We start from the raw sequence: 15,825 nt of genomic DNA on the forward strand, positions 1-15,825 counted from the left end.
CTCGTTCTTAATTAATTATAACTTCTAGGCCCAAGGAAAGTGACGCTTGTGGTCTCTATTAGATCCTCACCACTATAAACCTCGATTACCGCACGGTTTTTATCGCCGCTCAAAGCTGCATTGTTAATTTCAATAAAAAGTGTTCCCTCAGCCAATCCCTGTGCGGGAACTACTATTTCCCCTTGTTTTACGCTGTGGATGGTTCCCTTTGGCGACTTCAACTTAAAGTGGATGTTATCAATATTTTTCGTGGTTTTGTTGAGCAATTTATAGGTGAAAACATTGCTGATAATGTTGTTATCCTTGTGTTCGTAAAGCTGTCCTGGCAGTCTCAGAATATTTGCTTCCACATCACTTCTTAAAAATAACATCCCGGTAAGCACGCCAATTAGGATAACCAAAACTGCGGTGTATCCCTTCAATCTGGGAGTAAATTTGAAAGGTGCTTTCTTTTCAATATTTTCCTCACTTGCATAGCGTATTAATCCTTTTGGAAGGTTTACCGCTTCCATTATACTATCGCAAGCATCAATACAAGCCGTACAGTTTACGCACTCCAGTTGTGTACCGTTCCGTATGTCGATGCCGGTAGGACAAACGTGAACGCATTGAAAGCAATCTATACAATCTCCCTTTCCGGAAGCTTCGCGATCTTCGTTCTTTTTAAACTTTGCGCGGCCTACTTCCTTTTCCCCACGTTTGTGGTCATACGCCACAATTATTGACTTATTGTCCAGCAACACGCCCTGTAATCTTCCATAGGGACAAGCTATAATACAGACTTGCTCTCGGAACCAAGCAAAGATGAAATAGAACACCGCCGTGAATATCAACAATGATATTAAGGTACTAATGTGCTCCAACGGTCCATCAACAATGTACTGAATCAACCGATCGCTACCTATCAAATAGGCAAGAAAAATATTGGCAATGAGGAATGAAATGATAAAAAAGATAAACCATTTAAGGGCACGCTTTTTTATTTTATCGGCATTCCAGGGTTGCTTATCCAAGCGGATCTGTGCCCCGCGATCCCCATCTATCCAATATTCAATTCTTCGAAAAACCATTTCCATGAAAATGGTCTGGGGACAGATCCATCCGCAGAAAATTCTTCCAAAGGCGGCCGTAAAGAAAATAATGAATACGACCATTATAATCATCATGATCACAAAAAGATAAAAATCCTGCGGCCAGAATGGAAATCCAAAAATATTGAAACGGCGCTCCAAAACGTTGAAGAGCAGAAATTGGTTCCCGTTAATCTTCACAAACGGTGCTACGAACAGAAACGCAAGCAAGATATAGCTTACATATTTTCTGTATTGATACAGTTTTCCGGAAGGCTTTTTTGGGTAAACCCATGCTCTCTTGCCTTCTTCATCGATGGTGCCTATACTATCGCGGAAACGTTCGTTTTCGGGGGTATCCAAAATTTAATTTTTAATGGTTCCTATATATATAAAGTTACTTTCCATCTGCCTGTAAATCATCAATAACCGGATCGTTGGTCATTTCAATTTTAATGGTAGTAGAGTCTATAACTTTTACATCTACGTTATCAACAGGGGCATTTTCATCTACCCAAATGTCTCCTTCAGGCTCCTTGGCATCCACCGGATTGGTGCCGTGAAGCGTCATAACATAACTTGCCACTTGGGCCATTTCGCTTGGTTTAAGGTCGGTCTTCCAAGCAATCATCCCTTTTCCGGCACGACCACCTTCGCTTATGGTATGGAAAATATTCTTTATACCACCACCTAAAATCCAATAGTCATCGGTAAGGTTTGGACCTATACCTCCTCCCCCGGTATCCTTATGACAAGCTACACAATTGGCAATATATATGCTTTTTCCTGCCTCAATATCGCCCGCATCGGTAAGTAATTCTACGGTATTGGCATCGATTAAGTCTTTATTGTTCTTTTTATATTCATCTACCTCCGCCTTAGCCTGCGCGATTTCTATTTCATATTCCTCGGTTTGGTTTGTGCCATCAAAAATGTGGTACCGAACTAAATAGACAGCTGCGAAGATGATGGTCGCATAAAACATATACACCCACCACGGCGGAAGGTTATTGTCCAATTCACGAATGCCGTCATAGTTATGGTCCAATACAATTTCCTGCTCTTTTGCCACAGGTTTGGCATCGAGCATTTCCTTGTATTTTCTTTTGAACCAACCGAAACGGCTATCTTCCCGCATTTTCTCGGCTAAAAGATACCGTTCTTGGGCTTCACCGGTCAAGCCGTCAAATAATACACGTTGTAGGGCAGCAACAATAATTTCCAATGCAATTGCGAAGAAGAACAACATGCCCAGAACAGCCCAAATAATAGGATATTTTACGATGGCCCATTGGTCACCGGAGTCAATGATTAATTCCAAGAGAAAAAAGGCGAGGATGATAAAGCCGATAACTCTTAAATATGATGCTGTGGTTTTCATAGTAGTTCTTCGTTTTGGTTGTTAGTATCTAAGTCCAATGGAATATTGCTTACTTCCTTTATATGTTCTTTTTTGGCAGTAATTACCCAATAAAAGAGTACCACAAAAAAGATGAAGAATATCAATAGCGAAATCAATGGATATATTTGAACGTTGTCTATGTTCTCGAGGTTTCCTTTTACAAATTTCAACATAACTATTCGTTTTTAGCCGAAGCATCTTCGGTGTTCTGTACTTTAATATCGGTTCCCAAACGTTGCAGATAAGCAATAACGGCAACTATCTCACGGTTTTTCATTTCTACAAATGCTTCCCCATTTTCCTCAGCGTATTTCTTGCTGGCTTCATACGTAGCCACAAAATCTGGATCGCTGTATAGATTCTGTTCAATTTTTGCACCTTGCTCATCCATCCATTGTTGCGCATTCGCTATTTCCTCTTCGGTATAGGGAACTCCCAAGGTTACCATCGTGCGCATTTTTGTTTCGGTGTCTGATTTATCCAATTCTGAATTTATCAACCATTTATAGGAAGGCATAATTGAACCTGAGGAAGTACTCTGCGGATCGTACATATGGTTCAAGTGCCAGTTATCTGAATACTTTCCACCCACGCGATGCAAATCAGGACCGGTACGCTTACTTCCCCATAGGAATGGGTGATCGTATACATATTCCCCAGATTTTGAATACTCGCCATAACGTTCCACTTCACTTCTAAATGGTCTAATCATCTGCGAATGGCAGCCTACGCAACCTTCACGGATATAGATATCCCTACCTTCCAATTCCAAAGGTGTGTATGGTTTCACACTTGAAATTTTCGGCACATAATCATCTACCATTAGCGAAGGTATAATTTGCACCATACCTCCAATTAAAATGGCGATGGTTGCGTAAATAGTTAATTTAACAGGGCGACGCTCAAGCCAAGTGTGCCAACCTTCGCCGGCAGTCTGCCTTTTCGTTACCGGCGCAAGTGGCGCAGCTTCGGCCAATTCATCAGTAACCTTGCTACCTTTTCTTGCCGTCATTACAACGTTATAAAGTAAAATGAAGGCTCCCGTAATATAGAGCGTTCCACCTATGGCGCGCATCCAGTACATTGGGATAATTTGGGTAACGGTTTCCAGGAAGTTTCCGTAGGTAAGCGTACCGTCTGGGTTGAATTGGTTCCACATAGAAGCTTGCATAAAACCTGCTACATACATAGGAAGGGCATACATTATAATACCTAATGTTCCAATCCAGAAATGGGCGTTTGCCAATTTCACGGAATATAATTTTGTTTTGAAAAGTCGCGGTACCAACCAATAGATCATACCAAAGGTCAGGAATCCGTTCCAGGCCAGTGCCCCAACGTGAACGTGGGCAATAATCCAATCGCTAAAGTGGGCAATTGCATTTACGTTTTTAAGCGAAAGCATTGGACCTTCAAAAGTTGCCATCCCGTAACCGGTAATTGCCACTACCATAAATTTCAATACGGGGTCAACCCTTACTTTATCCCAAGCGCCCCGTAGGGTTAAAAGCCCGTTTATCATACCTCCCCAAGAAGGAGCAATAAGCATTACGGAAAACGCAACGCCCAGGTTTTGGGCCCATTCCGGCAGTGCGGAATACAACAAGTGGTGTGGTCCGGCCCAGATATAAATAAAAATCAACGACCAAAAGTGTACAATGGATAGTCGGTAGGAATATACCGGCCTATTGGCCGCTTTCGGCACAAAATAATACATTAAACCAAGGAAAGGCGTGGTAAGGAAGAACGCAACCGCATTATGCCCGTACCACCATTGCACCAGCGCATCCTGTACACCGGAATACATGGAATAACTCTTCAGAGCGTTCACCGGAATGGCCATACTGTTCACGATATGCAAAACAGCTACGGTTACCCAAGTTCCCAGATAGAACCACAAGGCAACGTATAAATGGCGTTGGCGCCTTTTCACCATAGTCATAATTAGGTTGATACCAAAAGCAACCCAGATTATTGCGATGGCAATATCAAATGGCCACTCAAGCTCCGCATATTCCTTTGAAGTTGTGTAGCCCAATGGAAGCGTTATCGCAGCGCCAACAATGATCGCCTGCCAACCCCAAAAGTTTAGGTTACTTAGAAAATCACTCCACATTCGCGCTTTTAGCAAACGCTGGGTGGAATAATAAACCCCTGCAAAAATGGCGTTACCCACAAAGGCGAAGATCACCGCGTTTGTATGCAGCGGACGTAAACGCCCGAAACTGAGCCACGAAATACCATCGGTCAGGTTTGGGAACAAAAACATAAAAGCGAGCAATAAGCCCACGCTCATACCAATGAGGCCCCAAAAAATGGTTGCATTGATGAATTTTTTGACAATCTGGTTGTCGTAGTAAAACTGTTCTGTTTGCATAGTTTTAATAGAATTATTCCTGCCAGGTGGCAGGCTCGGTTTCTGGTTTGGTTATGGTTTTTTTTGAAGTGTTTTTTATGTTCGCGCTGCCTTCCTTTACCAGTTCATCCTCAAAAAGCATACGGATGGAAGGGGTATAGGTATCGTCATACTGGCCTTTTTTTACGGAATAGATAAATAGCGCAAAAAAAATGAGCGCCACAAAAACGCTGATTGCCAATAGCATATAAATTATGGTCATACCTGAAAATTATGATTCAAAAATATTATTGCAAACGCCCTTAAAATATGACATTCGTCAATTTTACTTATTTATATTCGTTCTTAATTTCTTTCCCGCATATTGGGTAGCTATTGTTGTAAAAATAACAATACTTATTGAACTTAGGGGCATCAAAATAGCAGCAACCACTGGTTTTAAATGTCCCGTAACCGCAAATGTCAACCCTATGAGATTGTAAAATAGGGAAAATAAAAACGCCCATTTGATAATCTTTATGCCCTTTTTCGAAAAATTCAAAAAATCCCCTATTTTATTAAATCGGGTAGCGTCCAAGATCCCATCGCAAGCCGGGGAAAAAACGTTTGTGTTTTCCGAAATAACAAAACCTACATTGCTCTGTTTTAAGGCACCTGCATCGTTCAAACCGTCACCAATCATAAGTACCTGCTTTCCTTTTTGCTGATGTGTTTTTATAAAATTCAACTTGTCGTCCGGTTTTTGGTTGAAATATAGTTTTGTGCCTTTGGGCAGTAATTCTTCAAGCCGTTCACGCTCGCCTTCGTTGTCGCCCGAAAGGACAACCACATCTTTATCGGCACCCAATTGTTCAAAAATTTCGGCAACACCATGTCTGTATTCGCTGTTGAATATGTAACAACCCTTGTAAACCTGGTTGGCGCTAATATGGACGGTAGTTCTATTTTTTACTTCGGAAGTCAATTCATCATAATATCCCACAAATTCATAGGATCCCACTTTTATGGAATTGTTTTTAGCAGTTGCGGAAATCCCCTTCCCTACTTCTTCTTCAAATTCATCCAAGGTTTGGATGTTATTTTTGTCTAGCATATTGTAAAGCGAGCGGCTCAAGGGATGGCTCGATGCCCGTAGTGTACTCGTGAGCAATTGCTTTTCTTCCTCTGAAAGCGCAATACCTTCATAGCTAATCATATTTTTTTGATTGGTAGTGAGGGTTCCCGTCTTGTCAAATACCACGGTGTCCAGCTTCGCCATTTGTTCGATTACTGAGGCTTCCTTCAAATAGAGTTTTTCCCTTCCGAAGATGCGCAGCACATTGCCCAAAGTGAATGGCGCAGCAAGGGCAATAGCGCACGGACAGGCCACGATCAAAACCGAGGTAAACACATTAAAGGCTTTGGAAGGATCGACCACAAGCCAAAAAATGGTAGAAATAAATGCTATGGTAAGCAGAACGACAGTGAATCGTTTGCTGATACTATCCGTAATCGATTCAAAAATGCCGGATTTATCCTTGCTGAAAACGTCGTTGCTCCACAGTTGGGTAAGGTAGCTCTGGGCTACGGGTTTCAGAACTTCCACTTCCAAAATACCGGCTTGTTGCTTGCCGCCCGCAAAAAGTTTATCGCCACTCTGTTTTGAAATAGGCTCCGCTTCACCGGTAACAAAACTGTAATCAATGAGTGCATTTCCCTTAATTAAAATAGCATCTACGGGAATTATTTCGTTGTTGCGAATCAACAAGCGGTCGCCTTTCTGTACGGTATAAACTTCTGCTTGTTCCTCGATGGTATTTCCTTCAGCATTCTTAAAAAGTCTTGTAACGGCAATTGGGAAATACGATTTGTAATCCCGCTCAAAGGAAAGGTAGCTGTAGGTTTTCTGCTGAAAAAATTTCCCAAGCAATAAAAAGAAAACCAAGCCCGAGAGACTGTCAAAAAAGCCGGTGCCCAAGTCGAATACTATGTCTATCGTGCTTCGTATAAAAAGCACCGCGATGCCCAAAGCGATGGGAACGTCTATGTTTAGGATTTTAGAACGAAGTCCTTTATATGCAGAGGTAAAATACCCGCTTCCTGAGTAAAAGACCACGGGCAGCGAAAACGCGAACATCAACCAGCGGAAAAACGGCTTGAATTGGTCCAGCCAGAATTCGGAATGCTCAAAATATTCGGGAAATGAGAGGAACATAATATTTCCAAAGGCAAAGCCCGCAATGCCCAGTTTGTAGATCAGGCTTCGGTTGATATATTTTTCCTTTTTTTCGGAATCGTCCAGCGAAATATAGGGTTCGTAACCTATTCGGCTTAAAAGAACCACTAAATTTTTGAGCGAATTCTCTTCAGCAGAAAAAGTAATCCGTACCGTTTTTTCGGGAAAGTTAACCTGTGAGGATTTAACGGAAGGATTTAGTTTATTGAGATTTTCCAATATCCAAATGCAACTACTGCAATGGATGGAAGGAATCAAAAAAGAAACAATCTGCATATTTCCGTCGTTAAATTCCAGCAATTTTTCCACAATTGCCTCATTGTCGAGAAAATCATATTTCCCCGCAATTTCCTTTGGGGAAATGCCGGGCGTATTTTCCAGATCGTAATAATAGCTTAAATCGTTGTCGTGCAGAATATCAAAAACCGTCTTGCAGCCGTGACAGCAGAAGGATTTATCCTCATGTTTGATTTCAACGTCCAAACACGCATCACCACAATGGAAACAGTTTACCATCAATCTAAAAAATTGCTCGTTATACCTGTTGCAAAGGTTGCAAGAGATTTGGTTTCGAGAAATGACAATTATCAGCTTTTATCTTATTCTGTAATAACCGTTCGCACGATTATTTTGCCTTAAGCAGAAAGATATGAACTTTTAATGTTTCTGAAAAATAAAATTCCCACCGCCAGCGGAAAGGCAAAGCTTAAAATGGCCAACAGCCAATAATATTCAGCGAAAAAAGGCAGGCCCAGCCAAAGCGCAAAGGCTTTATAGAAAATAAGCAGCTCGGTGCTGATGAAAGCGAAAAAGAAAATCCACAAAAAGTTTTTGGACAGTTTTATCAATTTGAAATATTCCAAAAAGGCGAGCATTGCCATGATTACGATGCCGAGGAAAACCATATGCAGATAACCGATTACAAAATCCTTCAATCGAAATGCCAATTCAGCAACGTAGGGAAAGGCAGAGAAAAGCTGCATCAAAATCTTTAAAGCGAGTAAGGCTCCGGCAAATTTCAAAAGAAAAAAACAGGCTGGGCCAAATTCAGTTCTCAAAACCGAAAAATGGTTTTTCAACAATGAATAAAGTTCAAAAAATGCCAAAAGCTGGGCCACGGCGCCGGCCAGTCCCAAAAGGTAAATAACCGTGGGCGGCACAAACCAAAGAAAGGAAAGAAAGACCGTAAGTATCACTCCAAAATTCAAAAGCAGAAAAAACGATTTCAATTTTTCGGGGTTGAAGTGGATTCCCTTTTCCTCAAAAAAATAGAACAAAACGCTCAACAAAGCAATTAGGAACCAACCGTTATACTGAAAATGCAGATAAAAATAAATAGAGGATTTGTACCAAATGGATTCCGGGCCCAAAGTTGCCATCACGCCCCCGATTGCCCACGGGCCAATACTGGAAATGACCAAATACCACAGCGCGGTTTTTATGAGTTTCCAAGAAAATCGCTGTTTAAAATGCTTCGGAATATATTTCATTGTAAACCAGGCAAACCAATAGGAAGCGAACAAAAACAACGTGGAAAAAATGATGGAATACAACGCATACCCCTGAATTGGAAAGGTTACAAGCATTCCCACAATACAAAGATTTGTAAATAAAAAAATGCGTTTATAAAGTTTCGGCTTCTGCGCTTCGGAAAGTAAGATTTTATAGACTAAAGTGGTCAGCCCTAAATAAATCCAGCCCAACAAAGCCGTGTGGGAATGTGCGTGGAGTATATATTTATAGTTAAGCGAAATGGGTGTTACAAAGAAAAAACGCAGCAATACGCCCATAAGCGCCACGAGCAAAAAATATAGGAGCGCTGCGGCTATGTGTTTTCTTAAATCCATCAAGCTTCAAAATTAAAAAAACAGTCCGGATTTTTGGCAGCAAACATTCAAAGTTGCCAATTTTCCGAACTGTCCTAAAAACCAATCAAATAAAAAAATCTACGATTTGGGGCCGGGGGATAATTTTAAAAGCAGGTTAATTTTTTTTAAGCTTTTTCTCCAAATTCAAGGCTTTTGGAAACAGAATGTTGTTTTCCAAATGCACGTGCTGGTGCAGATCCTGTTCAAATTCATCAAGTTTCGCGTAAAAGGCACGATAGGTATTGCAAGCGCCTTGGGGCGGGGTGAAATTGTTACTTAACTTTGCTATATGTCTAAGTATTTCACCGGCTTCCTCGTGTTCCCCCTCCATCATTTTTATAGGATTTTCAACGGTTCCGAAATGGATTGCAGGAATGTCTCCACCTTCGCGTTCAGCCTTGACCAGCTTTTTGATAAAGGGGAAAAGAATCAATTCTTCCTTTTTCATATGCGAAGCCAATTCTTGCACAACTTGTTTTACCAAAGCCTCGATTTCTCCAAGTTCGGTATAATGATGGCCGTGAACATGGTTTACTCGTTGCGCGTATTGTAACAGCATTGGGCTGTTTTCCTCCACGTAAGTATGGTGTACATTTATAATATGGTCTGTTAAGAAATCCAGTTTCCAACTGTTGTAGTCTTTGGCCCGGTCCTGTACCGCATCAAGGCTCAAAAGCTCAGCTTCCAGAATAGCGGGATCTATTTTTGCCTTTTCACAGGCTCTTTTAATGCTAATGCCACCACCACAGCAAAAATCGATGCCGTGCTTTTTGAAAATGTGGGCTGCCTTTATGTTCTCTGTAACCACATCGGCTACGGTTTTTTCTTGAAGTGTTGTCATGGTATTTATCTTTTTATGAATAGTATGGGGCAAATTTCAGCATAAAATAACACCCAAAATATGACCTAAATCATAAAAGGATATTTTTATCTTAAAATATTTGAAAAAAGATCAATTCTCCCAAAATGGATCGGAATATTCCGGGGGCGTTTCGGTTTCGGAATGGATTTCCGCAATTTTTTCAAGTTGGCTTTCGGTAGCCACTTTTTGGATTTCATTGAAGAGGATACGTTCCTCAAAACGAATGTGCGCATCCAGTTCTTCTTCCAGTTGGCTCAGGGATTTCTCGGGATTGTCTGCTTCTTTAAAAAGCCGTTCCAAGCGCCTGTGTTCCTTCAAGGCGCGCACGATCAACTCATTGTTTTCATCCAAAACGGGAAAGACATACTTTTCCTCGGCTTCAAAATGTGGCTTTATTTCTTCCTCAAAAAACCAGGCGGCATATTTTTGAAGTCTTTCGGGAGCAACATTCTTGCTGAAACCTTTGCGCAATTTCCAACTAAAAAGTAGGCCAAAATGATGCTGGCGGCTCAAGGGCTGCAAGGCTTTGTGTCTTTTAATCGGTTTTTTCTTTTCCATTATTGAACGTATTTAGAGCCCGATTTCTCACGGATATAATTAATTTTAAACTGAAACATTTCAGCCATCTTTGATGCCCGCCATTTTGCCTCGTCGGCTATTTCACCCGTAAAATTTTCGTCTATGGTGTCAAACCATAATTGCAGCCACCGGTCAAAGTGTTCTTTATCAATGGGCATTTTTGCGTGCGGTGGAAATGGACTGCCATAGTAAGTATGCTCACTCAATAAAACAGTCTGCCAAAAAGTGTACATCTTTTGCAAATGTTGCGGCCAGCGGTCTTGGATATTACTGTTGAAAATTTCTTTCAGTAGCTTATCCTCTCGTATTTTTCCATAAAAGGAATCTACCAAATGCTTTACGTCATCTAATTTCAGTATATCCTTCGTCATTGTATAATTCTAAATTTTCAAAAATGTTTCGCCTTCTTCCAAATTAGCCGCAAGGTTCATCACCAAGGTATTTTCGCACATTTGCTTCAAACCATTCCGCACGTCCATAAATTGATCGTGAACCGGGCAGGGATGTTCCGATGAGCATTCGCGGAGGCCGAGGCTGCACCCGGTAAAGATTTGGTCACCGTCTATTTCAGAAACGATATCGGCCAATCTTAAAGTTGAATCCTTTTCCAAATAAAATCCTCCATTCGGCCCCTTCTTGGATAGGATTATTCCGGCCCGCGCCAACTGTTGGCAAACTTTAGCCGTAAAAGGTTCGGGTGAATCAACTGCTTTGGCTATTTCCGTAATATTGGGGCGCAAATCCTTTTGTGATTGTTTTGCGATAAAGAGCACCGCCCTTATGCCATATTCACACGCTTTTGAAAACATACAGATTTATTTTTTTCAAAAGTAAGTAATAACAATTTTATTCAAGGATAAATCTATCTTAAAAAATACCAACCCCCTCTTTCGTTTTGGCAAGCAGGTTGAATTTTCTAATTGTGAAAACGCTTTTTAGCCTCGCGCTCCAAGGCTTCCCGATGGTCGGGATGGGCAATGGAAATAAGCGCTTTGGCACGTTGCTCCAATCCTTTTCCAAAGAGATTCACCACTCCGTACTCCGTAACCACATAATGCACGTGTGCCCTCGTGGTTGTAACGCTGGCGCCTTCTTTTAAAAAGGGGGTGATTTTGGAAATGCCTTTATTGGTAATCGAAGGCATCGCAATTATAGGTTTTCCGCCTTCCGAAAGCGAGGCGCCACGGATAAAATCCATCTGTCCGCCCACCCCAGAATATTGGTACATCCCGATGCTATCGGCACAGACCTGGCCAGTCAAATCAATCTCAATGGCGCTGTTTATGGCCGTAACTTTCGGGTTTCGGCGAATAATGGCAGTATCATTGGTATAACCTGCTTCCTTGAAATGCACGATCGGGTTGTCGTCAATAAAGTCGTATAATTTTTTGGTTCCCATTGCGAAACAGGTAACTATCTTACCCGTTTTTATCTCTTTATCCTCGCCAGTTATAATTCCTTTTTCAACCAATGGAAGGATGCCGTCGCTGAACATCTCGGTGTGGATTCCCAATCGTTTATGGTTTCCCAGGTTGTGGAGTACCGCATTTGGAATATTGCCAATGCCCATTTGAAGGGTGGCGCCATCCTCGACCAATTCGGCAACGTTTCGGCCTATGGTAGCCTCGATTTCAGAAGTTTCTCCCAAAATTGAAGCATAAATTGGCGTATCTATTTCTACTCCAAAATCTACGTTGTTTATGTGAATAATGCCATCGCCGTGGGTTCTCGGAACGTTCGGATTGATGAGGGCAACCACACGTTTTGCAGTCTGGATGGCGGGCAGGGTAACATCAACTGAAACGCCAAGCGAGCAATACCCGTGCTTATCCGGCGGGGAAACTTGAATGAAAGCTACATCCAACGGTAGGATGTTTCTTCTGAAAAGCCAATGGATTTCACTTAAAAAGACCGGAATATAATCGCCGTGAATCGTGTTGACACCTTTCCGAACATTATCGCCCACAAAACAACTGGAAAGCTTAAATGCCTCAGTGTAAGGCGCTTGGGTGTATTTGGCCTCGCCGTGGGTGTGGATTTGGATTATTTCAACATTTTTCAGCTCGCGATAACGCTCACACAAAGTGTCTATCAACAAATTAGGCGTCATTGCCGCGCCCTGAAAAAATACGCGATTATTTGATTTTACTATGGATACGGCCTCTTGGGCGGAAACGATTTGCATAATTTTATTTTTATGCAAAGGTTGGTAATCTTATCTGCTTCTAAAATGATTTTAGTCAGATTTTAACGATTTAAAACGCAATATCACTCTCTGCCCTCTGTGCAATTCTTAGCGTTCTTTGTGGTTTTTTTACGTCGATACTTTAACCACAAAGTTCACAGAGGGAGGCACGGAGAACACCCAACTGTTCTTGTAAAATCAGACCGAAACCTTGATGCACTCGGTAAGGTCATTTACTATTGAAATTCCTTTATCATTATTGTACCACACTTGCAGCATTTCCTTAAAGGCGTCGTCAATTTTTCCATGATGTTCCTTGTAATCAGCAACCAATTTTGTCGCAGCCCTCGAGCGCGGACCAAAAGTATTAATTACGTTGAAATCTTCATCAAGGATAATAACCACGGGAATGGAACGCGAACCATTGGTCAAAAATTCATCCATCAATTCCGGATTTTCATCGCGAAGCACAATCTTCAACTCGATGTTTTCCGAAAGTTGCGCAATCTTGTTTAGGAATGGAAGCGTTTGCGCCGCATCCCCGCACCACGGTTCGCTGATTACCAACCAAGTCTGTTTTTCAGAAATGTTTTTGAAAACCTCCATGCTTTCTTCCGGAATTTCAGCGGTTTTGTCCAGTCGCTTGGTACGGCTAAAATTCAGCTTTGTATAATCAATCTTTTCTTGGGTTTCTTCTGCAGTGGTCCGGCCTTCGGCAACCAATTGTTTGAAAAGCAAGTTGTATTCGGAATAATCCATTGCTTTTTTTACGGAGTTTTCTATTAAATTTTTCATCTTATTTTTTTACTTTTTTATAATCTTCATTAAAATATCCGCCACGGTTTTCTTTTCGTTTCAGGGATTGCTGGATAATCAAATGCGCCACATTTACCATATTGCGAAGTTCTGAGAGGGCCGTATTCAATTTGTGTTTTTGGTAGAGGGCTTCCATTTCAAAATATAAAACCTCCAACTGTGCTGAAGCTTTTTCTAAATCGCTATTGTTCCGAACCACGCCTGCATATCTTCGCATCAACCGTTGCAATTGCTCCGTTTTTTGCTGAAGGATTTCAGAGCCTTTCAATAAAACCGTGCCTTCGTCATTCCATTCCGGAATGGCTTTGGTCGTGTGGGAAGGCTTATGTTTACAGAGATACTGAAAAATGCGGTCCGCATAGACCAATGCTTCCAGCAACGAATTGGATGCCAACCGGTTGGCGCCGTGCAAACCTGTGTACGAACATTCGCCACAGGCAAAAAGATTTTTCACCGAAGTCTTTCCATCCATATCCACAACCACTCCGCCGCACAAATAATGCGATGCGGGCACTACGGGAATCCAATCATTTGCCACATTGATGTTTCGTTTCAAACAGGTTTCGTAAATAGTTGGGAAGTGTTTTTTGAAATCGTCAATATCCAAATGCGTACAATCCAGAAAAACACACTCGTCGCCCGATTTTTTCATCTCGGAATCTATGGCGCGCGAAACGATATCGCGGGAAGCCAATTCGCCGCGTTCGTCATATTTCAACATAAACCGTTCGCCCTTTTTATTCCGAAGAAATGCTCCAAAGCCACGCACCGCTTCCGAAATCAAAAAGGAAGCGCCGTTGTTTCCGTCGTAAAGTGCTGTGGGGTGAAACTGTATAAACTCCATATTTTGAATGCGCGCCTTTGCGCGATAGGCCATCGCAATGCCATCGCCCGTGGCAACGGCGGGATTGGTTGTGTGCCCGTAAACACGTCCCATTCCCCCGGAAGCCAGCGTGGTGCAGTCAGCCTTTATCGTAAAAATATTCCCGGAAATCTGGTCCAAAACATAGGCGCCGTAACACGAAAGATTCTCAGTTTTGTTTTCAGAAAAATGGTGTTCCGTAATCAAATCTATCGCAAAATGATGCGGCAGCAAAGTTATATTCGGCAGTTGATTGGCGCGTTCCAAAAGTGTACGCTCAATCTCATTGCCCGTGGTGTCCTTATGGTGTATTACCCTAAATTCAGAATGGCCCCCTTCCCTACCGAGCGTCAGTTCGCCGTCGGCATCGGTGTCAAATTTGGCGCCCCACGCCATCAGTTCGCGCAATCTTTTTGGGCCTTCTTTTATGACCATTTCCACTACGGAGGCGTCGCAAAGTCCATCGCCCGCAATCAGCGTATCCTCAATGTGTTTTTGAAAGGAATCTTCCTTCAAGTCAAAAACCGCCGCCACGCCGCCCTGTGCATATTTGGTGTTCGATTCCGATTGGTGCGCTTTGGTTACAACCGTTACTTTTTTCTTCGGAAATTCCGCCGCAAGTTTCACTGCGAGTGTTAAACCCGCAGCGCCCGAACCGATAATCAAAAAATTGGTTTCCAGCATTATTTCGATAGTTCCAGCATCCGCTCAATGGGCAGAATGGCTTTTTTCCGTATTTCCTCCGAAACTTCTATCTGCGGGGTTTCGTGCAACAGACAGTCGTAGAGTTTCTGCAAAGTATTCATCTTCATAAACGCGCATTCGCTGCAGGCACAGGTGTTGTCCTCTTCCGCAGGCGTGGGAATCAACACGGCTTGCGGTACTTCCTGTTGCATTTTATGAAGGATTCCTGCTTCGGTAGCGACTATAAATTTTTCCGCAGGATGTTTTTTCACATAATCAATCATGCCCGCCGTGGAACCGATATAGGTCGCGGTCTCTAAAATATGGCTCTCACTTTCGGGGTGCGCAATAATTTTTGAACCGGGGTGCTCTTTGTAAAGTTTCAGCAATTTATCCATCGAAAACGCTTCGTGCACAATGCAGGCGCCGTCCCAAAGCAGCATTTTCCGACCGGTTTTTTTCTGAATATATTTCCCCAGATTTTTATCGGGCGCAAAGATAATTGGAACCTCCTTCGGCACGGAATTCACGATTTTTTCGGCATTGGAAGAGGTGCAGATAATATCGCTCAAGGCCTTTACTTCCGCAGAACAATTCACATAGGTTATTACCACGTGGTCCGGATGCGCCTCCACCAATGTGCGGAAAGCATCGGGCGGACACGAATCTGCCAGCGAGCAGCCCGCCATCAAATCGGGCAACAACACTTTTTTGTCGGGGTTCAAAATCTTTGCGGTCTCGGCCATAAAATGCACACCGGCAAAGACAATCATATCGGCATCCGTTTCCGCAGCTTTTTGCGAAAGGCCCAAACTGTCGCCCACATAATCCGCCACTTCCTGAATTTCGGGCACTTGGTAGTAGTGCGCTAGGATTACGGCGTTTTTCTGCTTTTTCAGTTCGGTTATTTTTTGATGTAAATCCAT

15 protein-coding genes are annotated in these 15,825 nt (G+C 42.4%); all 15 read right to left on the minus strand.

Annotated elements, in window-relative coordinates; genetic code table 11:
• Positions 1–11: 11 nt before the first annotated feature.
• The 15 genes from ccoG to nadA all read right to left on the minus strand — a co-directional run bounded on the left by ccoG (position 12) and on the right by nadA (position 15,825).
• Complete coding sequence (ccoG, locus tag MB09_RS06000; RefSeq protein ID WP_045079981.1) at positions 12–1,433, minus strand: cytochrome c oxidase accessory protein CcoG; 1,422 nt, start codon at positions 1,431–1,433, stop codon at positions 12–14.
• Positions 1,434–1,467: 34 nt separating this feature from the next.
• Positions 1,468–2,451 (minus strand): cbb3-type cytochrome c oxidase N-terminal domain-containing protein, encoded by a 984-nt coding sequence (locus tag MB09_RS06005; RefSeq protein WP_045079982.1) that lies wholly within the window; start codon positions 2,449–2,451, stop codon positions 1,468–1,470.
• Positions 2,448–2,645, minus strand: coding sequence for a cytochrome c oxidase subunit IV (locus MB09_RS06010; protein WP_045079983.1), 198 nt, complete (start codon positions 2,643–2,645; stop codon positions 2,448–2,450). Before MB09_RS06010 ends, MB09_RS06005 begins: the two co-directional genes overlap by 4 nt.
• A 2-nt stretch (positions 2,646–2,647) precedes the next feature.
• Positions 2,648–4,849, minus strand: coding sequence for a cytochrome-c oxidase, cbb3-type subunit I (gene ccoN / locus MB09_RS06015; protein ID WP_045079984.1), 2,202 nt, complete (start codon positions 4,847–4,849; stop codon positions 2,648–2,650).
• Positions 4,850–4,862: 13 nt separating this feature from the next.
• Complete coding sequence (gene ccoS / locus MB09_RS06020) at positions 4,863–5,090, minus strand: cbb3-type cytochrome oxidase assembly protein CcoS (RefSeq protein ID WP_045079985.1); 228 nt, start codon at positions 5,088–5,090, stop codon at positions 4,863–4,865.
• 63 nt (positions 5,091–5,153) lie between these two features.
• A complete protein-coding gene (locus tag MB09_RS06025; protein WP_045079986.1) occupies positions 5,154–7,559 on the minus strand; it encodes a heavy metal translocating P-type ATPase in 2,406 nt (801 codons plus the stop codon).
• Positions 7,560–7,678: 119 nt separating this feature from the next.
• Entirely contained in the window at positions 7,679–8,890 is a 1,212-nt protein-coding gene (locus tag MB09_RS06030) for a hypothetical protein (RefSeq protein WP_045079987.1), read from the minus strand.
• Positions 8,891–9,026: 136 nt separating this feature from the next.
• Entirely contained in the window at positions 9,027–9,752 is a 726-nt protein-coding gene (ric, locus tag MB09_RS06035) for an iron-sulfur cluster repair di-iron protein (protein WP_045079988.1), read from the minus strand.
• A gap of 111 nt (positions 9,753–9,863) precedes the next feature.
• Complete coding sequence (locus MB09_RS06040) at positions 9,864–10,331, minus strand: hemerythrin domain-containing protein (RefSeq protein ID WP_045079989.1); 468 nt, start codon at positions 10,329–10,331, stop codon at positions 9,864–9,866.
• Positions 10,331–10,723, minus strand: a complete 393-nt coding sequence (locus MB09_RS06045; RefSeq protein ID WP_045079990.1) for a group III truncated hemoglobin — start codon at positions 10,721–10,723, stop codon at positions 10,331–10,333. The genes MB09_RS06040 and MB09_RS06045 overlap by 1 nt, the downstream gene beginning before the upstream one ends.
• Positions 10,724–10,732: 9 nt before the next feature.
• Positions 10,733–11,161 (minus strand): RrF2 family transcriptional regulator, encoded by a 429-nt coding sequence (locus MB09_RS06050; RefSeq protein WP_045079991.1) that lies wholly within the window; start codon positions 11,159–11,161, stop codon positions 10,733–10,735.
• A 107-nt stretch (positions 11,162–11,268) separates the two neighbouring features.
• The gene (locus MB09_RS06055) at positions 11,269–12,537 is read right to left on the minus strand and encodes an acetyl-CoA hydrolase/transferase family protein (RefSeq protein WP_045079992.1); all 1,269 of its coding nucleotides are present in this window, start codon (positions 12,535–12,537) and stop codon (positions 11,269–11,271) included.
• Positions 12,538–12,735: 198 nt separating this feature from the next.
• Positions 12,736–13,332 (minus strand): thioredoxin family protein, encoded by a 597-nt coding sequence (locus MB09_RS06060; RefSeq protein WP_045079993.1) that lies wholly within the window; start codon positions 13,330–13,332, stop codon positions 12,736–12,738.
• Between the two features lies 1 nt (position 13,333).
• Positions 13,334–14,899, minus strand: coding sequence for an L-aspartate oxidase (nadB, locus tag MB09_RS06065; RefSeq protein WP_045079994.1), 1,566 nt, complete (start codon positions 14,897–14,899; stop codon positions 13,334–13,336).
• The gene (gene nadA / locus MB09_RS06070) at positions 14,899–15,825 is read right to left on the minus strand and encodes a quinolinate synthase NadA (protein WP_045079995.1); all 927 of its coding nucleotides are present in this window, start codon (positions 15,823–15,825) and stop codon (positions 14,899–14,901) included. Before nadA ends, nadB begins: the two co-directional genes overlap by 1 nt.

The sequence above is a fragment of the Aequorivita vladivostokensis genome, assembly GCF_000952855.1.
Taxonomy (GTDB): domain Bacteria; phylum Bacteroidota; class Bacteroidia; order Flavobacteriales; family Flavobacteriaceae; genus Aequorivita; species Aequorivita vladivostokensis.